Below are 20,224 nucleotides of genomic sequence, written 5' to 3'. Positions count from 1 at the left end.
TAGCGGATGCTGGCCGACGCGATTCTTGGTTCGATGGACGCCAAGTTTTCGGCGGCGTACGCGAATACCGGACGCCCCTCGATTGCGCAGGCACCGACAGTCTACGAGGGCAAGTGGTCAATCAAACGTATCCACGCTGCCGCATGATTCAACCCCCGAACACGCCCTTCCCAGTGCTGCCCCGTAGGCCGGGTATCTCGGATATCCAGTCGCAAGAGCACCCCCTTCATCTCTCGCTTTTCCCATTCGAGCGGTTGATAATCGATCGCCACACGCAAGTTGTTTGCGTGATTGACCGCGTGAGTGATGAAATCCGGAGACTCCCTGATAACCTCTGGACACCGGACGACAAGCGTCATTTCGGCGACATCGACTCCCAGGAGTAAAAGGCCCTTCAGGATCATCTCGAAGTCGCGACCCTTCGACCCAAAGTAAAGCTTTCCCGTCCTGGGGCCCGTGCGCTGAATCAATGCCTCTGCAACAGCGCTCATTGCCGAACGATTCTGTGCATTGACGGCTGAGCCGTACGCTTTATTGACAATTTTGAAGTACTCCTCCTGCTGACTCTTGGTGCGCGGAGGACGGGGAACGGGGGTCGTAAGCTTTGCGTGTTGGACTGATTGCTTCGCGTACATGCGGCTGTATGCTTGGGCAGAGGCCTTGATGGCATTGGCTGGGATCAGGTAGATCGCCTCTAACCTTTGGATGGGTGTTCCCGAGAAATATCGACGAAGCAGCGTTATCAACAACGACGGTGTGGGTAGGGTCGGTTTGATCAGGTCATTGAGCCCGGGCAGTACCGGTGGTGTGGGTGTCTGCTCAAATATGGGTGCAAGCGTTTTGGCGCGCACCGCGACATGGTGACGTAGGAATGCCGCCGCGCTATGTGTGAGATCCCGATACTCCCGCTTGTAGGGCATGGAACTCGATAGTCCGCAGAGGCGGCCAAGACCCGGTCCGCCCAACTCGCGCAAGTGATGATCCAGTCTCAGGTCGAGATATCGCCCGCTGATCCAGTCGAGTAAGTGAATGTAGCTTTGACACGTTGTGCTCGGACTCAAGTGACCCATCAATGCCGCCACCTGAAAGAGATGGCGGCGCTCGGGGTAGCGCTCGGAACCTGGAATCGTCGGATAAAAACATGCGTGCAACAGGGCTAGACGTTCACGATCGAGCAGGTGCGAGTCGAGAAACGGCAGTTTGGGTGTCAGTAACTCTGGCGCATCTGTTGAGAGCAATGCAAGCAAGAGCCAGTTGGCAAACGAATGCCGCAAATGATGAAAGCGAAAGCGCACCCCAGTCTTCCCCGTGATGGCGGTAAAGAGTGCTGTTACCGGATCGATCAGCGTGGAATACGGCGTGGGTATCCAAGGGGCATCGGGGCTCGCGAAGAGCAAGCCATCTTGCTCGTCAACCTGGGCTTTCCTTCGTTCATGGAAAGCCATCAATGTTTTCAGCTCATCAGCCGGCAGCAGTGCGCGAAGGGGGATCCTGCGCTTGGATGCATTGGATTTGAGAGATGCAAGCCGCGATGGTCGAATCAGCAGAAAGGGTTCTGGTCCTGGATGGATGTCCTGGACCCTGAGCAACTGAATTTCACGTCGTCGCAGACCTGTGCGGTAACCCAGCGTGCCGGCAAGCAAGACCGTTTCTGCTGCGGGATGAATCTGCTCCGCCTCAAGAGCCTGTGCGAAGCGTCGGAAATCACTTTCCGTGACGAGATTCGCTGATACCCTGACACTTCCAGTGGCCACCCAACCGTCCAGTTCGCGCAGATCAATATCAGGGACTCCCCCCAGAAAAAGGTAGTCGTGGAAGTCCCGAATGCGGCCCCAGAAGTACGCCCGGCGGAACTCAGAGTCGACTCGCCTGGCGGCGAGTTCATACAACGTCTCGAAGTCATCGATCTCAAGATCAAGAAGATCGAGATCCTCCGCTTCAAAGATTAGATGCACTGCCAGGGTTCTGAAATAAGTTTGCGCACTGGATGCCTTGATCTTTCCAGATGAACAGTTAGGGTCCAGTCGCCACATTGCCCAGCCGATCAGCGCATGGGTGATCGGCCACAACCGCCCTTGGTTCTCCTCAATAATCTCCTTCAGACGATCGATTGCCCCTTTCCTGTTGTTGAGCGCCTTGCACACGAGTCGGGCGATACTCATCTGGCTTTTACGTGGCAAGTCAGGATCGAAATTGACACTTAGTTCGATGGTGACTGACTTGCCTAGGTAAGACAGATCGTTTTTCACTGAAGGCTTGTCGGGCGGTTTGTCTTCCGCTGAAGGTTCATCGCCACCTGGAAGACTCGCGCCCAACACTCGTTGGAAAACGAGATCTGGCAGGGAGTGACTTTCCAGGTCGTCTGCAAGATAGGCCGCAACGAAGCCAGGCGTTGAAAGCGCGGTGGCGACGCGCACGGCCCGCAGCAGGTCTCTAAGCTCCCCTTGCCATGGTGGAAGCTCGAGTCTTTTGAACGTCAGCTCAAGACGGGTCCAAAGTGCAGCGCGATCCGTGCCGGTAGGGTTGGCCGGATGAGACAGCTGGCCACTCTCAAGCGCTTTGGTAAGCAAAGTTGCTGTGAGTGCGTCGGGATACCACCGGAGGGGGCGCGCGCGCTCCGATCCGGGCACCGGCAGGTTGAGCGTTGCCCAGAGCACACCATTGATCGCTTGCACGGCATCAGCGCGCAGGCCAAGAAGCGCGTCAAGTCGCCCCAGGGAGAGTATTCCGCCATTCAATAAGGCGGAAATCAGAAACGCTTCGTAGCGTTGTCTTTGGTCAAGCGGGCGGCAGAGTCGATCCAGAAAAGCAGCTTCGATGGGACGAAGGTGCGTGAGGAGTTGGAAGTCTCGCCTCACGAAGGCGGCTCGCTCGGGAGGGAGCTTGACTCGTTGCGACCCCGGACGAATGTTCCAGCGCTTCAGACGGTGACCTTCTGAAAGCAGCGTGTCCCACCAGTTCCCGAGAATCCGGTGGGCGTTCAGCTCGGATGAGATGGCGAGAAGGCTGGATAAATGGCGTTCGAGCATCTCCGGGGTATAACCGGGTTCTGATGTTCCGCTCCAAAGGTGCGGCACGTTTGTAGCCATCCAGGTACAGAAATCACCGAACAGGGATTTTCGTTTCCTCAGATCTCTCGGTGTGGCGTCGCTCGCCCACTCTGGCCAGCCGGTGTTCCGTTCTTGGGCCGATCGAGTCATGTGGCTCAAACGCTGCGCAAGAGCGGACTGGAAAGAACCCGAAAGCCCGATGCGTCACATATTTTGGTAATGGCCGCGCCGGCCAGGCGTTGCCATTGCAGGGGCGGGAGCGAACTGAATCGATCCCAAGGTCCCTCGCCACGCTCGGCATGCCCCAGCGTCGCGTTGATTACCGGACCCGGAACGCCAAGGTGAAGCATCTCTGTTCGGAAGAAATGGCGAAGTGCTCCGATACGTAGTTGCCAGGTGGTGCCGAGTAGGTGTTGAAGATCTGCCGGGAAGGTTGGCGTGAGCTTGCTGTTTTGTTTGCTCAAAAGGAACAGGGTGGGGATGGTGGCGTCGATAAGTTCAATATCCCGGTTCCGATCCGGGCTCGCATGCGAGGACAAGGGGGCAAGCCGCTCGCGGGCATCGAGGTGATCGATGCCTTCCGGGTTGGTGAGGGCAAGATACTGCCGAAGGCGCGTCACGTGATCGCCGTATGCGTTGAGTTGATCGAGGAGCATCGGATGGATCCAGACGATTCGTGATCGTTCGTAGCGCTCGTTATCCTTGTCGCTGATGAAGCACAGGCCCGTCCCAGGGTCGATGTCGAAGCTGGCAGGCAGCAGGCTCGATACGCCGCGCAGCCCCGTTGTTGCGAGCAGGAAAAACGCGCAATAGGCCGTGTAGGCGTTATGTCTTTCGATGAACATCGCCCCGGGTTCCGATGCGAGCGTCGCCACGGCATCGATGGCGGTGAGGACGGTAGTGCGCACGCTCGTGCGTGTTGGTACGTGTAGCGAGCCAACATGCATCAAGCCAAGCGCACGAGCGCTTGTAGGTGATATCGATGCGGTGGAAGGCGGCGGCCGTCCGGCGAGTCGGTAGAGGTGGGAGCAGGCATTTGCATGAAGGCTCTGGAGGCGACTCACAGGGACGCCCGAGTACACACAAGGATTATGCTGATTAGGTGGCATGCCGCGAAAGTAGAATTCGAACACGCGGTCGTACCCGCCGAGTTGGGCCATGAACTTGGCAATCAAACGCCCGACGCGTTCCGGGTTTAGATTCGTTCCGCGCGTTTTGTTGAGGCCTGCGAGCAGCTGTGCAAATTCGGGTTCGTAAGATCGTTGAAATAGCTGCTCCCCCGCAGGCGCAAGCTGGCCCAGTGTGTTTGCAAGTGCAGGCGGTAGCTCAAGGTCGAAGCCTTTGGCTGCGGGCAGGGTTCGCATTGGCGAATCGCCCTCGATACGCGGTGCTACATGCCTCGGAGATTCGACGGGAAGCCAGATACGCGCAGTTGCTCGCATCCAGACCATATTGGACGGAACACGGGACGAGTTGCGTTTCGCTGTGCGCGCATTTCTGACCTCCAGCGCTTTTACAGCTTCCGGCGTTCTTGACAAGAACAGCCGGCATGCTGCCCAGGCGGCCACGAGCGGTCTGTCGGCTTCGCGGATTTCTCGCCAGTCCTCGGAGCACATGTCACCGATCAGAGCCAGCATCAGATCCATCTCGAACCCGGACAGCGTAGCATGGGTGATGGGGAGTTGTTGGTTCGCCAAGGTGATGGCCTGGGCAGTGTAACGTGCAACATTGCGTGCCAGTGTGCGACGGTCGGCTCTGTTGGCTGCAGAGGCTGCCCGTGGCGGAACGGTGAGCAGCATGCCTCGCGTCGGTGCATCCTCCGGAGGAGAGAAGTCTTGGTCACGGTCGCCTTTATGGCTCAAGCCCTCATCGTCGGCGAACTGCGTGACGTCGATATCAGGCATGGCGTCGTCTGATTCAAGCGTGCGCGAGATGGCACGAGTGGCTTCAGACCCGCCGATGGCGCCATGCCGGCCAGCCTTGTGCGTTTTGGCTTTGCCGCCGGTCCAGCCGTGGCCGTGCACCTCCCAAGTGCCAGTCTCAAACCATTGCAGTGCCCGGTGCAAATATCCAAGATTCCTCAGTTCCCCGGTCACCTGTGGTTTAAGTCCCAGTTTGTGCATGTGGGTGTCGAAGTCCGCGAGTAGCGCCTGCGGATGCATCGGCTCAGTGGAGAGTTTGTAGAGAAATGCACGCAACGCTTCGTCCGGCCGATCAGTCAGTTGGCGCAGACTGAGGCCGACCATGTAGGCAGCGGTGGGAGCAGTCTGGATGAGCGCTCGGTCTCGCTCAAGCTTGATCTGAACGGGGAACATTGATGCGAGTAGTGCACCGTACTGTTGCACAATCTCAGTGTCCGCACAGTAGTGCCAGAAGACGCAATAGTGGGGGTGGGACGTGTAGTAACCTTTGAGGGTTTTTTGGCCGCCTCCGGATGCGTCCGGAAAATACTGCAGGACGCAGGATTCGGCATCGATGATCTGCTCAAGCGCTGACACGCTTTGGCTTAGCAGGTCCTTGTGCTGTTTATCAATCACGAACATGAGTGACCGCAATACAGGAGCAAGTCGCCTGGCTACGACCAGAATCCCGACCAGGTCATCTGGGATCCGCATCATGCGGGCGAGTGGCGCAAGTAGGCTCATAATCTCCTCGCGGCTATTCATCGGAGATGCCTCGGTCGCTGGAGGGCTGCTCGATCGGTGACGGCTCTGCGTCCTCGAGAAAGTCAAGCGTAACGCGTTTTTCCGGCGGTGCTGTCCCGGCAGCGAGGGTCGGTACGGTACGTCGGTGCATTGTGGTGCGCGACATGTTGACAAGGCGTCCAATCGCAGCATCATCCGCGACATCCACGTAGCGATCAGCCGTGGCGCGCAAGGTCTGGTCATTCTTCAGGGCCGTGGCGATCATCGCGAGATCGTCGGGGTCGGGTCTGCTGATAAGCTTTACAAGCAGCGTGTCAAATACCTCAAAGTCCTCTGTGTTGGGCAGAGAAGCATCGTGCGCGACACATAGCGCCCAGGTGCGGTAGTCACGGGGATACTGTTCCAACAGGAGTTGCAGGGTCCGTCGGCCGGCGAGTAGTTTGAACCGTTGCTGGTTTGAGGTTTTGCGGTCCGAATCCTCGGAGACAACAAGCGGTTGAAGCAATAACAGCAGAGGAAGTGCCGCAGGCCGCACGGTTGGAATGGTTTGGGGCAAGTGCCGTAATCCAACGCACCAGGGTCGCGTAGGGGACGGAACATCGATCTGACTCAGGCGTAACTTTACAGTCCGAGGTATATGCATGGTCCAGGCTTCCGGGGTGTGGGCGTTGCGCGTTAGCGGTAGTTCGTCGACTAACGTTGCCAAATCGGCGGTATCAGATTGCCCGTCAGTCTTCTCCGCGCACTTGTTGCCAGGCCAGGTACTCCGAACGGCGCAGACGATAACGGGCGACGCTGCCTTCATGCAAATGCGCAATCGCCGCCGTGAGCAGATCTGCGAAGGCTTCCTCGTCGGACGCCTGCGCGTTTTGCGCGGCGAGTCGAGCGATCACCGCTTCGGTTGGCGGTTGCAGGCCCTTGACAACGGCTTGTACGGCTTGAATCAAGGCTTCCCGATATTTGATCTTCAGCGGATCAGGCTCGACCATGGTCTGGGTCATGGCCAGATAGCGCTGACACGAGCGCTCATAGGCCCAGACGAACACGTCCCTCAGAAGCTCGATCTGGTTCAGTTCGTACACGCCCAGCGTTCCTTCAACGTAGGCGCGTTCGGGGACGTCGATGAACGACATCGGACACAGGTTGCCCTTGATTAGCGGGATGTTGGCACCGATTCGCGAAACTCGTTTGTTCACGTCTTCGAATGGCTGCAGGTAGGGCAACTGCACCATGAGAAAGAACGCTTGCTCAAACGGGTCCGGGATGGCGGCGGCCTTGTCCAACAGCACGGTGAAGCAGTCTTCGATCACCTGCGGCATGGCCACGGGATGAAACACCGTGCCGGAAATATCCACCGGCCGCCGGCGCAACCGGCCGCTGGCGCCCGGGTCGCGCATCAAGTCTTGCGAGAGTACAGCGTGGAGGTTCGTGAACGTGAAGACGTCGAAGCCCACCTCGTCGGTGTTCTCGACGAGCATCTCGATGGCCGCCTTGTGATTCAGGATCATCTGCGTCTCAATGGCATCCTTGCCCTGCGCGATCTGACCGAACTCAATCAGGTTCTGGGTATCGAGGCGGCTGTAGGTGTTGCCTTCCAGTTTGGAGGAGGCCCAGGACAGATCCACCAGCAGTCGGCCAAGGATTTCGCGGGCATAGGTGCCCGCAGGACGTTCGCCGACTGGGGTATGTCCCATTTCGTGAAGCTGGCTGCGCAGTGACTCGGGCAGATAGAACGTGGCGCCCGGCCGATAGGCGTCGAGGAACTCCCGCCGATAGCCGACCGGCTTACGATGCATCAGCGGCAATCTGACCCGGTCCCGAATGGCGGCCGCGTCAGGGGAAACCGGCACATACAAGTCTGCCTCAGGTACCTTCCCACTCTTGGCTCGGGCCACTGCATCAGCGCTCGGCTTATAAACCAGCGCGATACTTTCGCCTTCGGTCGTCAGTCGCTGCGCGTCGATAAGCTTTTGCAGGCGACGCTGCAGTGTTCGACGGTTGGGTTTCGAGCCCTGACGACGCTCAAGGTTTGCCTCGATGGCGGATATACCCAACCCCTTCGGGTGATCCGCGACGATGGACTCGATGAGTTCGAGTTCTTCAGTAGGGGTAACCCGCGGCATCAGTCCATCCTCCAACGTGTGTAATGACCTGTAATGGCGCCAAGGCGCGACATTGTTGCGTCGCGCTAAGTGTCGCTGATCAAGCGAATAGTGTCACGAGGCAATCGGAAGTTCTGCTTGGGTGCCATTCTCGGGTGGCGTATGTGGCGCCTGAGGGGTGCTGGGCTTGCTCTGGTGAGGCGATCTAGCAAATATCCCCAGCGACCCGCCCCGCTCATGTTCCATAATGGAACATGCAAGATTATACCCATTGACTTTGTTTAGCTGTTCAAGGATTATCGCAGCAATGGAAAGCAAGGGTCATCCTCAGCCGACCGGCGAAGTAGCACAGTTAGCCGTGAATGCGTTGTTAAGCGTTATAAAACAAGACAATGCAATTTAGCTCAGCCCTCTTCAGGCATCCCATAAGCCCTGACTTCGTAAGAAATTCATCCCCTAAGCAGGTTTAGCGGCTCATGTGCCCCTCTAATCGGCGAAGTCTCCGAAGGCAGGGGTCGGACGTTCGAATCGTCTCGGGCGCGCCATATTTTTCAATGGGTTAGGTCATATCGGCCTGACCCATTTTGTTTTGGTGCCCACGCTGCGCCCAAATCGTGACGATGCCGTGACCAGTCACATTCTGACCTCACCCGCTATTTCTGATCGTAGCCCTTCCGTTCCGTGACTGCTGAGCTCGGCAAACTATTGAAAATACTCGCTACAGCATGCGGGCATCTCTGACAACGAACGTATCGCAGCGCTTTCACCCAGGCAACTCCCTCGGTCCCAACTGACGTTGAGACAATATCTCCGACACAAGACCGGCGCCTGAGTCTCGGAGACAATCGGCCCCACGCGAGCGGAGCAAACTCGGAAGGATCGGCGCGCAAAGGAAACCCGGAACAGCGCCGCTGGACTGCGCTGGAAGGCAGCCCCGGCACTGCAGCCTCGTCAGAGCCCCTGGCTGATATTCAACGCGCGCGACTGGATAATTTCTGACGCGGGGCGACACGTGGCCCCCCCTCGCGGAAGTATTCCTTGATTGCCGCGGTGAAGCGCATGCGGCCATGGCGTGTGCGCTCGAGCAGACCTACCCGCCGCTCGACTTCGATGCCGGGCAAGGGGATGACGCTGAGGTCCTGGTCGCGCTCCCAATGCACGTTGGTCAGCTGCGGCACGATGGAAACGCCAAAGCCCTGGCGCACGATCTCGACAATGGCCTCTACGGAGTTGAGCTCCATCTCGTCGCACGCCTTCACCTTGCACTGGCTGAGTACGTCCTTGACCAGATCGCCGGTCCAGGTATGGCGGTCGAAGCGGATGAAGGGGGCACGGCGCAGGATGTCCAGTGGCGTGTCCGGCAGCGTGAAATGGGGCTGGCGCGGCACGATCAGCACCATCGGCTCGGTGTAGAGGGGCGTCCAGATGAGGCTGGTGGGCAGCGATCGGGGCGACTGGGTGACGACCGCGGCATCGATCTCGCCGTGCTCCACCTTGTACGCAAAGTCGCTCGACATGCCGGCGAACAGGCGCACTTTCAGCTGCGGATGCTCGCGCTTGACGCTCCACAGGGCGTCGGCGAAGGCGCCCATCAGGGCCGACACCAGGGCTCCCATGACGACCGTGCCCGACAGTTCGTCGCTGTCGCCCCCGGCGACCAGCGCTTCGTAGCGCAGCACGAGTTCCTCGATCTCCGGAATGATGTTGCGCCCCGCCACGTTGAGCACGACGGATCGCGGCCCGCGGTCGAACAGCACCTGATCGAGCTCCTCTTCCAGGCCACGGATCTGCAGGCCAACAGCAGCGGCCGTCAGGCCGATCTCCTTGCCGGCGGCGGCAAACGTGCCGTGGCGGGCCACAGCGAGAAAGGTCTTGAAAGTGCGAATGGAAGGCATCGTACAATAATAAAGCGATTCTTTACCTAAGGAAAACAAAGACTAGCTTTTGTTTTCATAGACAGGATTCCACAATGCACACGTTGGCACAAAGCGCACAGAGATGAACCGGCAATGCACAGAGCGATAAGCGTGTGAGAAGAAATACCGATACTCTCAAGGTCACCGCCTGGCGCGCCCTGGAAGCGGGCGGCTTCATGCCTGGACCAAGCAGCAGACGTTGTCACGACAGCTCGCCTCAAGCCTCGTCCGCAGATTGCCTCATTCCAATGGTCAGCCTCGATGTCAGCCCGCAGCGCTGCGCAGCCTGACCATTTACCTAACTTGTTCCGGAGACAATGAAGATGGCCCAGATTCGATACCTCAACACGATGGAGCTTGAAGCCGGCGCACTGCGGCACCTTGCGACCGGCTGTGCAAGCATCGGCATGAAGCGTCCACTGCTTGTGACCGATGCAGGCGTTCGCGCCGCGGGACTGGTCGACCGCGCGCTTGATGAGCTCAGAGGCGTCGAGCATGTGGCCGTTTTCGACGCTACACCGTCCAACCCGACGGAGGCCGCCGTGCGCGAGGCGCTGGCGGTTGCGCGAGAGCACAAATGTGATGGCCTGATTGCGCTGGGTGGGGGCTCGTCGATCGATTGCGCCAAGGGCACCGCCATCGCAGCAACGCACGAGGGTCCTCTCTCGCGCTACGCCACAATCGAGGGCGGCTCGCCCCTGATCACCGATCGTGTCTGGCCGGTCATCGCGATACCCACCACTGCAGGCACCGGCAGCGAAGTGGCGCGAGGCGCCATCGTGATCGTCGAGGACGGACGCAAACTGGGCTTTCATTCGTGGCACCTGATGCCCAAACTGGCGATTCTCGATCCGGACCTCACGCTCGGCCTGCCGCCGTCCCTGACCGCGGCCACCGGCATGGATGCCATCGCGCATTGCATGGAGGCCTTCATGGCGCCCGCATTCAATCCGCCAGCCGACGGCATCGCCCTCGATGGGCTGGAGCGAGGCTGGGCAAACATTGCGACCGCGACCCTTGATGGCGGAAACGTCGAGGCAAGGCTGCAGATGATGAGCGCGTCGATGCAGGGCGGGCTGGCATTTCAAAAAGGCCTGGGCTGCGTCCATTCGCTCAGCCACAGTCTTGGCGGCGTGAACCCCGGATTGCACCACGGCACCCTCAACGCCATGTTCCTTCCTGCCGTGATCCAGTTCAACGCGCAGGCTGAATCGGTGGTGCGGGAGCGTCGTCTTGAGCGCATGGCGGCAGCCATGGGGCTGGGGCAGATGCAATCGGCCGAGCATGCCGCACACGCACTTGGCGAGACCATCAAGGCCATGAACCGGCAACTCGGCCTGCCCAGCGGGCTCGCGGCCATGGGGGTCGAGATCGGTTGCTTCAACCGCGTGATCGACGGCGCACTGGCCGATCACTGTCACAAGCTGAACCCCCGCCTCGCATCAGCGGACGACTACCGGCACATGCTCCACGCATCCATGTAACGCAAATTCCGGCGGAACTTCGCCGATCACCGCAGCGCACGAATCAGTCGCGCAACCAAGAACTGGATCGCTGCGGTAGCCCTGAAGCAAAAAAATGACTATAAGCCCAGCACTTCATGGGGCTCTTATGTCCACCCGCCACCTAGAGGAGACACTCAAATGGCAAAAGACACACCGATCGATCGCCGTGGATTCTTTCGCATTGCCGGCCGATATGGATTGACGTCCACCGTTATCGCCGCCTCCAGCTTCGCAGGGCCGCTCACACTCAGTGGTCTGGCAAGGGCCGCATCGCAAACGGCCGACGCACGCAACGCCAGCACCCCGCTGTATACACTCAAGTTTGGCGCAGCCGGGTTCAACGAAGAGAACCTGAAGATCCAGGAATCGGGTCAGCTGTGGTTCGCGCGAGAACTCGAACAGCGCAGCAACGGCGCGCTCAAGATCGACTTCATCGGCAGCAACGCCATCTGCAACCAGCTCGACTGCGTGAAGAAAACCCAGCAGGGCATCATCGACCTGTTCTCTGCCAGCACGCAGAACTCGGCTGGCGCCGCACCGTATTACAACGTGCTCGACTTCGCGTACATGTTCCCGTCGCGCGCCGCACAGCACTACTTCCTCTATCACCCGAAGAGCGAAAAGCTGTTCCGCGAGCCGATGCGCAAGCGTCACAACATCCAGGTCCTGTTCAGCCACTGCGAACTGCGCGGCATCATGCTGGGCAAGAAATTCGCCGACGCGCCGCTGATCACCAGCGTGGAGCAGCTCGCCGGCACCAAGAACCGCGTCACCGGCACCCAGCTCGGGCGCATCGCGATGCAGCTGATGAACCTCAACCCGGTGCCGATCTCCTGGGAAGAGACCCTCGACGGCCTCAAGCAAGGCCTGATCGATGGCGCAGAAACCTGGATGGGCGCAGCCGCCTACGCCAACATGGCGCCCGTGCTGTCGCAGGCGGTGGATCTGAAATTCTTCTGCGGTACGGACCACACCGCGATGAACAACAAGACCTTCGAGAAGCTGCCATCGAACCTGCAGGACGTGGTGATGGAAACATCGTTCGCCGCCCAGCAATACACCCAGCGTGAGCAGGAAAAGGCACTGATCGAAGTCGTCGGCGCCGAGGCCAATCCCGGCCCGGACACCGTGTTCGGCAAGAACAAGGTGCGTGTGGCCACGCTCTCCGACGCGGAAATTCTCAAGGCCGAAAAGATGTGCTCGCCCGAGTACAACCCGAAGCCGTGGGAAGAGTGGCGCGAGCGTCTGTCCAAGATGTCGGGTGGCCAGGATGTGTACAAGGAAATCTTCGACATCGCGCGCGAGATCCCGAAGAACACCGCAGTAGCCGACGTCCAGGCCCGCCGCTGGTGGCAGACCGCCTGACTGGCGCAAGCCCGCAGATAACAGACTGCCGACCCCGCCCAGTGCGGGGTCGGCGTTCACCGTCGTGTTTCTGGAGCCACTCCAATGTCCTACCTGATGGCGCTACTTCGGTGGCTTGACCGCAACACCGAACGCACACTCATCCTGATCGCATACTCCAGCATGGCCCTGATCATCGTGTATGCGGTCTTCGAACGCTATGTCTTCAGTACCCAGATTCCATGGAGCACCTCGATCCCCATTTACCTTTTCCTGTGGGTGGCGTGGGTCGGCTGTGCGTACAACGTCAAGAAGCGCACGCACCTGGTGTTCAACGACTTTCGCCTGCGCATGCCTTACGGCATGCAGTTCGCCATGATGTGGCTCGACACCATCCTGTGGATCGGCTTCGGCTCCATCGTTGCCTGGTTCACCATCGAACAGACTCAGCTCGCCTATGACAACTTCTCCATCGTGCAGGGCACGGACAACGTCATGCAATGGTGGTTCTATCTCGCGACGCCGGTTGGCTGGATCCTGCTGATGTTTCGCGCCTTGCAGAATCTGTACGAAGACATCGGACGCTTCCGCCGGCGTGAACCCTTCATGGTTGATATTCAGACCATCGGCGGCGACTGAGGAATCATCATGGACAACTCATTACTCATTACCCTGGTCACGCTGGGCGTCGTCGGTCTCTTCCTCGTCGGCGTGCCGATCTTCCTGGTCATCGCCTTGTGGGTCACGGGCGTTTCGCTCGTCATCGATTTCACCCTCGCCAATATTGGCGTCACCCTGTTCGAGGGTCTGAACTTCTTCGGCCTGCTGTCGCTACCGCTCTTCATCCTGACGGGCGACCTGATTGCCTCGGCGGGCATTGCAACCCGGCTGGCCAACTTCGCTCACGCATGCCTGAGCTGGATGCGCGGCGGCCTCGGGCTGGCCACAATCGGCTCCTGCGGCCTGTTTGCCGCCATCTCCGGCTCGAACTCGGCAACCACCGCGACCATCGGCGGCATCATGCATCCGCTCCTGGTGAAGGACGGCTACGACACCCGCTTCGCCGCCGCCACGGCCGCTGCCGGGGGTACCGTCGGCATCATCATCCCGCCCTCGATCATTTTCATCGTGTACGGGTTCCTGATGAACCTGTCGATCTCCGACCTGTTTCTTGCCGGCATCATGCCGGGCATGCTGATGGTCATCGCGATGCAGGTGGTGTGCTGGTGGATGTGCAGGAAGAATGGCTGGGGTTCGGTCACGCCGCTCGACATGAAGCGCGTGTTCCGCACGGCACGGCAGGCTTACCTCGGCTTCTTTGCCATCTTCATCGTCATCTTCGGCATCTACTCGGGCATCTTCTCGCCGACCGAAGCCGCAGCGATCACGGTCGGCTTCTGCCTGGTCGCGGGCCTGCTGATTACCCGCGAGATCAAGTGGAAAGCCCTGCCTGACATTCTGCTGCGCTCGGGTCAGCTCACCGGCATGCTGGCGCCGATGATCGCCGTGTCCATCGTCATGCAGCAGGTGTTCGGCCTGCTGGGTGTGGCCGACACCGTGGCGGCCTTCATCGCCTGGTTCGGAAGCGGCGATACGGTGGTGCTGCTGGTGTGCATGGCAATCGTCATGGCCGCAGGCTGCATTCTCGAAAGCCTCCCGGTAACGGTGATCTTCGCCCCCATCCTGGCGCCCATCGCCGTCGCGACGGGTGTCGATCCGGTGCATTTTTCGGTGATCTTCCTCGTCGGCGCCGCCATCGGCTTCATCACCCCGCCATTTGGCCTCAACCTGTTCGTCGCCAGCGGCGTCACCGGTATCCCCTACTCCAAGCTGGTGCGCTTCGCGGTGATGTACATGGTCGGTCTGGTCATCGCGTGGCTGCTCATCGCCTTCGTGCCCTGGCTGTCGCTCGGTCTGAGCGTCAACTGATGCTTCCCGCACCATCAACTGCGGCGGCTGAGGCCGCCGTAGCTGATGGTGCCTTCAACGCATGAAATTTCCATTCACAACATCTCGCCGGCCGCGACCGGCGCACAGGAGACACGCATGACGCTGGCCCTCGAGAATCCGCAGCTGCAACGCAGCGCCCATTACATTGACGGAAAGTGGTTGTCCGACTGCGACCGTGTGCTCGACGTCACCAATCCGGCCGACGGGAGCCTGGTCGCGCAAGTGCCCGACGGGCGGGCCACGGATGCGCGCGCCGCGGCGGATGCTGCGCATGCGGCCTTTGCCACGTGGTGCGAGGTACCGGCGAAGGAACGTGCGCAATGCCTGAAGCGCTGGAACGATCTCGTCGTCGCTCACAAGACCGACCTCGGCCGCATTCTGTCGCGTGAGCAGGGCAAGCCGCTGGCCGAGGCAATCGCCGAAGTCATGTACGCGGCCAGCTACATCGAGTGGTTTGCCGAAGAAGCCACGCGCGCCAACGGCGATGTCATTCCCGCTCCGGTCCCGGGGCGGCGCATGCTGGCGCTGCGGGAACCGGTCGGCGTCGTCGCCGCGGTGGCCCCGTGGAACTTTCCGGCGGCGATGATCGCGCGCAAGATCGCGCCGGCGCTGGCCGCGGGCTGCACTGTGGTGTGCAAGCCGGCGGAGGACGCACCCCTGAGCGCGCTGGCCCTGGTCGGGCTCGCTGCAGAAGCAGGCTTCCCGGCGGGTGTGCTGAACATCGTCACCGCGTCGCGCGATCGCACCCCCGAGGTCGTGGACGCCTGGCTCGACGATCCGCGTGTGCGCAAGATCAGCTTCACGGGCTCCACCGCCGTCGGCAAGCATCTGGCGCGCCGCTCGGCCGATACGCTCAAGAAGGTCTCGCTCGAGCTCGGCGGCAACGCCCCCTTCATCGTCTTCGAGGATGCGGATCTGGATGCGGCAGTCCAGGGCCTGATGGTTTCCAAGTTCCGCAATGGCGGTCAGACCTGCGTCTCCCCGAACCGGGTCTTCGTCCATGCGTCGGTGCACGACGCGTTCATGAGCCGGCTTCGCGCGCGCATCGAGGCCTTGAAGGTCGGCCCGGCTGCGCAGGCAGATTCCCAGATCGGCCCGATGATCAATGAACGTGCAGTGGCCAAGATCGAGGCCCATGTGGCCGACGCCCTGGCCAAGGGCGCACGCCTGGTGAGCGGCGGACGTCGCCTCACGGAACTTGGGCCGCAGTTCTACGCCCCCACGCTGCTCACCGACGCGGACGCAACGATGGCCTGCGCATGCGAAGAGACCTTCGGCCCGGTGGTGGCGGTGACACGATTCAGCGACGAAGCAGACGTGATCGCACTCGCCAACGACACCTCCTACGGCCTCGCGGCCTACTTCTACACCAACGACGCGAAGCGGATCTGGCGCGTGACCAAGGCGCTGGAGACGGGCATCGTCGGCGTCAACGAGGGTGGGGTGGCCTCAGAGGCCGGACCCTTCGGTGGCGTCAAGGAGTCCGGTTATGGCCGCGAGGGCTCGGTGCATGGTCTTGCCGACTACCAGCACATCAAGTACGTCTGCGAGGGCGGACTGGGCTGATCAAACGCTCACGCCCATTGCCGGGTCGGCAATGGGCGTGGCTCAGGTCAGACAGAACAGAAGTGGCAAGACAGAACGCGATGCGCGCACGAACAAGGCTTGAGACAGGGCGTGTGCGTCACATCCCGGCGGCACGGACAATCAGGTTCAGTCCGCCAACCACAAGGACGACATAGACTGCATGCACGACCCTGCGGGCGGGCAGCCGCCGGTACAGCAAGGTCCCGGCGTAGAGGCCGAACAAGGCGCACGGGATGAGCATTGCAGCCAGCCACAACACTTCACTGTGGTACAGGTCCGACACTGAAAAAATGCCCAGACGCACCAGGCCGCTCAGCAGTATGGCGATCGCGATGGTGGCACGAAGAGTGTCCTTGTCGCGCAGCCGACGCGCCAGATACATCACATAGACCGGCCCGCCGGTGCCGAACACGGCGCTGAACATGCCGCCGACCAGGCCGCTTGGTGCGGCCCAGGCGGCGGAAGCCAGCTGCTCGCCTGGCTTCGACAGCAGTGTCCAGCACACGTAGGCAAGCACGAAGCCGCCCAGCCCAAACAGAAGGATCTGTTCGGGCACGGTCACAAGCACGATGCTTCCAACCGCCATGCCGCACAGCAGGAACGGCAGCATGCGCAGAATCTCGGGCCTGCTCACCGCCCGGTGGTTTCGAGTCCCGAACAGCAGTGCCACACACGGCTCGAGCAAGGCCATGAGCGGCACCACGAAGTGCAGCGGGAAGAACTGCGCGAGAAAGGGCACCGCCACAATCGATGACCCGAACCCCGTGAGTCCGAAGACTGCGAAGGCCGAAGTGATGATGAGGGCAGCGAAGAGAATCGTGTCATAGGGGATCGTCATCGCGACACCACGCCGTGCGTGCTGCGCGGTGACGATCCCCGGCCAGCCGGATCAGACCTCAAGCAAGGACTCCCCCGGTCGAACGCGGGAGAACTGGACGGCTTCCCGCGCCAGCACGATTTCGTCACCGACCAGGCGCGCGACGGTATACGACGACGCTTCGAGATCGCTGGTCGAAGGAAAATCCTCCCTGAAATGCGCACCGCGCGAGTCCTCGCGGGCGAGTGCCGCCTTTGCGATGACCTTGCTGACGGAAACCAGACTCTTGAGATTGAGCCAGTCATGCCAGGTCAGATTGAAGCTGCGATCCTCGGTGCCCACGCCCGCGCTGGACAGCTCGACGTCCAGTTCGGCAAGTTTCGCCTGTGCGCGAGTAAGCCCTGCAGCGTCGCGCAGAATGCCGACGTCGGTCCACATGCATTCGTAGAGCGCTTCACGAATGGCCTCGAGATCACCTGAGGGCTGCTTGAGCGGCGCCTCATGTGCGGCGATGCTGCGCATGATCGCCGCCTCGTCCGGAGCGCGCTCCGCAGGGTTGTCCTTGACCCAGCGGGCCATGCTGTCGCCGGCGATGCCGCCGAATACCGTCGAGTTGGCAACACCATTGCCGCCGAGGCGATTGGCCCCATGCACGCCGCCGGTATCCTCCCCAGCCGCAAACAGCCCGGTCAGATGTGTCGTACAGTCAGGACGGAAAACCAGGCCACCCATCATGTAGTGCGCGGTCGGCACCACCTCGACGAGATCGCCGGCAAGATCGAAGCCGCAGTCTGCACAGCGATCGACCATGCCCTTGAACTGCTTGCGCACCTTCTCCGGGCCAAGGTGGCTCATCTGGATGTATGCCCCGCCGTTCGGCGTTTTGCGGCCCGCGCGCATCTCCGAGAAGATCGAGCGCGAAACGATGTCGCGCGTCGCCCGCTCTTCGCGTGGGTCATAGTTCACCATGAAGCGCTCCTTGTTGCCGTTGAGCAACCAGCCGCCGGCGCCGCGCAAGCCCTCTTCGAGGACGGTCCCCGTCATCCGGGTGTGGGTGCCGGCGAGCAGTCCCGTCGGATGGAACTGCACCATTTCCATGTCCCGCAGCGGCAGCCCTGCGCGCAGCGCCATTGCCAGGCCGTCGCAGCTCTTGTCGCCAGACGGCGTGTGGAAGCGATACATGGTTGGCCCGCCGCCGGTTGCAAGCAGCACCGCTTTCGCCTGAACGAACACGAACTCGCCGCTGCGCATGTCGATCATCAGCACCCCGGCAAGTGACTTGCCATCGGCCGTCTTGATCAGATCGACTGCCCGGTGCTCTTCGAGCCGGTTGATCCCGCGTGACCAGACCTGCTCGGCCAGGCGGTTGATGATCTCGATACCGGTCAGGTCGCCCTTGTGCACCGTGCGGTCGAAGGTCTGACCTGCGAACGCCTTCTGATGCACCGTGCCGTCGGGGTTGCGGTCGAAGAAGCAGCCAAGTTCGTTCTCGAGTTCGTGGATGCGCTCGACCGACTTCGTGACCAGGGTCCAGGCCAGATCCTGATTGGAGAGCCACTTGCTGCCCTCGATCGTGTCCATGAAGTGACGCTCGACGGAGTCGCCCGTCGCCAGCGCGACGTTGTAGCCGCCCTGCACCATGCGCGTGCAGCCGCATTTGCCAAGCAAGCCCTTGACTGCGACGGTAATCGACAGCTCCGGCGCCTGCTGATGCGCGTGCAAGGCGGCAAACAGCCCGGCACCGCCGGAGCCGAGAATCAGGATGTCGGTGGAAACTCGCTTGATGCTCATGACGACTGGACTCCAAGGCTGGCCAGCGCGCTGGCACGGTTGCGCTCGACGTCACTGCGAACGACGTTGTAGAGGCTGTTGCCGTGGCTGTCCATCGCCACCAGCAGCGGCCCGAAATTCCGGATGCGGAATTTCCACAGCGATTCCGGATTCAGATCATCGAGGTCTACATCCTCGATCTGCTCGATCCAGGTCGTCTCCAGCGCGGCCGTGCCGCCGACGATCGCGAGATAGACGCCGCCGAGTTCCTCAAATGCAGCAAGCGAGCCTTCGCGCATGCCGCCCTTGCCGACGATCATGCGCACGCCGTATTGCGTCATCAGCGGGCGGGTAAAGCGCTCCATGCGATCGGAGGTCGTCGTGCCGATACACACCGGCGCGTAGCCCGCCGGGTATTCCGTGCTCGGTTCGACCTTGCGCACGTTCGGTGCGGTATGGATGACGGCATGGCCGGACAGGTCGAATCGCGTGCTGCGACCGTGATCGAACAGGTGGATCTGCGTTGCATCGCGGATGCCGAAAAGGGTTGTGTGCAGGGTAACGGTGTCGTTGACGCGAAGCTTGCGGATCTGCGCCTCGCTCACCGGCGTTTCGAGTTCGTAGTGGGCCATGGTCAGAATCCGTAAGTGACGCCTGCCGGCGAGAGGGTGGCCTTTGCGCGGCGCGCCGAATGGCACTGCATGTTTACCGCGATCGGGTTCATCGTGATGTGCGTATGCGCGAGCTCGATATGCACGGCAAACGCCGTCGAGTCGCCGCCGAGCCCCTGCGGGCCGACGCCGAGGCGGTTGATTGCCGCCGACAGCTCGGCCTCCAGCTTCGCGCCTTCGGGGTCTGCGCAGACAGTGCCAAGCTGGCGCGTCGAGGCCCGCTTGGCGAGCGCGACGCACAGATCCGAGGTGCCACCGAGGCCAACGCCGACAATGGTCGGCGGGCAGGTCTTGCCGCCCGCATTGATCACGCAGTCGATGACGAAGGTCTTGATCGCATCGATGCCCTCGGCGGGGATGGCCATCTTCAGGAAGGAGTTGTTCTCCGAACCACTGCCCTTTGGCACCATCTTGATGGTCAGCTCATCCGGCGTGTCCGAGTAGTCGATGTGAATCACCGGCACCTCGATGCCGCACGAGGAGTGATTGTTCTTTCGCGTCAGCGGATGCACGACTGAGGAGCGCAGCGGGTGCTCGCGGGTTGCACGTTCGCAGCCCCGGCGAATGGCCTGCATCAACGCATGACCGCTGACCTCGACGCCGTCGCCGATCGTCACGTTGTAGATCGGCACGCCGGTGTCCTGGCACAGCATGTTGTTGGTGTTCTCGGCGACCTCGATATTGGTCATGATGGTCGCGAGTACGCTCTTGGCCGTCGCACCGGTTTCAGTCGCGGCGAGCTGGGTGAATCCGTCCTTGATATCGGGAGGCAGCAGCTTCAGTGCCCGGATGTAGAGCTCTTTCGAGACCTCTTCAACGGTGTTCAAATCAACTTTCATAGCGTGTCTTCTCCTGTCTTCTTATCCT

General features: G+C 60.9%; 14 protein-coding genes. 5 read left to right on the top strand and 9 right to left on the bottom strand.

All coding sequences use genetic code 11. The annotated features are described in order from the left end of the window. Positions 1–101: 101 nt before the first annotated feature. From CEW87_RS07080 to CEW87_RS07060, 5 genes are all read right to left on the bottom strand, one after another. Entirely contained in the window at positions 102–3,089 is a 2,988-nt protein-coding gene (locus CEW87_RS07080) for a tyrosine-type recombinase/integrase (protein WP_159098106.1), read from the bottom strand. A gap of 116 nt (positions 3,090–3,205) precedes the next feature. Next, a complete protein-coding gene (locus CEW87_RS07075) occupies positions 3,206–5,716 on the bottom strand; it encodes a site-specific integrase (RefSeq protein WP_108972056.1) in 2,511 nt (836 codons plus the stop codon). Continuing rightward, the gene (locus CEW87_RS07070; protein WP_159098105.1) at positions 5,709–6,251 is read right to left on the bottom strand and encodes a hypothetical protein; all 543 of its coding nucleotides are present in this window, start codon (positions 6,249–6,251) and stop codon (positions 5,709–5,711) included. Before CEW87_RS07070 ends, CEW87_RS07075 begins: the two co-directional genes overlap by 8 nt. Positions 6,252–6,423: 172 nt before the next feature. Continuing rightward, positions 6,424–7,818, bottom strand: coding sequence for a Fic family protein (locus CEW87_RS07065; RefSeq protein ID WP_108972054.1), 1,395 nt, complete (start codon positions 7,816–7,818; stop codon positions 6,424–6,426). A gap of 950 nt (positions 7,819–8,768) precedes the next feature. Next, positions 8,769–9,692 (bottom strand): LysR family transcriptional regulator, encoded by a 924-nt coding sequence (locus tag CEW87_RS07060; protein WP_108972053.1) that lies wholly within the window; start codon positions 9,690–9,692, stop codon positions 8,769–8,771. A gap of 344 nt (positions 9,693–10,036) precedes the next feature. Between CEW87_RS07060 and CEW87_RS07055 the strand changes: the two genes are divergently transcribed. The 5 genes from CEW87_RS07055 (at position 10,037) to CEW87_RS07035 (ending at position 16,078) form a co-directional block, all read left to right on the top strand. Further along, a complete protein-coding gene (locus tag CEW87_RS07055) occupies positions 10,037–11,197 on the top strand; it encodes an iron-containing alcohol dehydrogenase (RefSeq protein WP_108977006.1) in 1,161 nt (386 codons plus the stop codon). 159 nt (positions 11,198–11,356) lie between these two features. Then, positions 11,357–12,583: a TRAP transporter substrate-binding protein gene (locus tag CEW87_RS07050; protein WP_108972052.1), complete on the top strand. Its 1,227-nt coding sequence runs from the start codon at positions 11,357–11,359 to the stop codon at positions 12,581–12,583. An 84-nt stretch (positions 12,584–12,667) separates the two neighbouring features. Beyond that, positions 12,668–13,201 carry a TRAP transporter small permease gene (locus CEW87_RS07045; RefSeq protein ID WP_108972051.1) on the top strand — a complete coding sequence of 178 codons (534 nt, stop codon included), beginning with the start codon at positions 12,668–12,670 and terminating at the stop codon, positions 13,199–13,201. Positions 13,202–13,210: 9 nt separating this feature from the next. Then, positions 13,211–14,491, top strand: a complete 1,281-nt coding sequence (locus CEW87_RS07040) for a TRAP transporter large permease (RefSeq protein ID WP_108972050.1) — start codon at positions 13,211–13,213, stop codon at positions 14,489–14,491. A 117-nt stretch (positions 14,492–14,608) separates the two neighbouring features. Further along, the gene (locus CEW87_RS07035) at positions 14,609–16,078 is read left to right on the top strand and encodes an NAD-dependent succinate-semialdehyde dehydrogenase (protein ID WP_108977004.1); all 1,470 of its coding nucleotides are present in this window, start codon (positions 14,609–14,611) and stop codon (positions 16,076–16,078) included. A 118-nt stretch (positions 16,079–16,196) separates the two neighbouring features. Here the strand turns inward: CEW87_RS07035 and CEW87_RS07030 are convergent, their stop codons facing one another. From CEW87_RS07030 to CEW87_RS07015, 4 genes are read right to left on the bottom strand one after another with little or no spacing between them, the layout of a single operon-like run. Next, positions 16,197–16,937, bottom strand: a complete 741-nt coding sequence (locus tag CEW87_RS07030) for a sulfite exporter TauE/SafE family protein (RefSeq protein ID WP_108972049.1) — start codon at positions 16,935–16,937, stop codon at positions 16,197–16,199. A gap of 51 nt (positions 16,938–16,988) precedes the next feature. Then, complete coding sequence (locus CEW87_RS07025; protein ID WP_108972048.1) at positions 16,989–18,707, bottom strand: L-aspartate oxidase; 1,719 nt, start codon at positions 18,705–18,707, stop codon at positions 16,989–16,991. Further along, positions 18,704–19,318 (bottom strand): fumarate hydratase C-terminal domain-containing protein, encoded by a 615-nt coding sequence (locus tag CEW87_RS07020; protein ID WP_108972047.1) that lies wholly within the window; start codon positions 19,316–19,318, stop codon positions 18,704–18,706. The genes CEW87_RS07025 and CEW87_RS07020 overlap by 4 nt, the downstream gene beginning before the upstream one ends. 2 nt (positions 19,319–19,320) lie before the next feature. Then, positions 19,321–20,196, bottom strand: coding sequence for a fumarate hydratase (locus CEW87_RS07015; protein ID WP_108972046.1), 876 nt, complete (start codon positions 20,194–20,196; stop codon positions 19,321–19,323). Positions 20,197–20,224: the final 28 nt, after the last annotated feature.

The organism is Parazoarcus communis, from assembly GCF_003111665.1.
Lineage (GTDB): Bacteria > Pseudomonadota > Gammaproteobacteria > Burkholderiales > Rhodocyclaceae > Parazoarcus > Parazoarcus communis_B.
The sequence above is the reverse complement of the archived record's forward strand: the minus strand, read 5'-3'. Positions and strand labels throughout refer to the sequence as shown.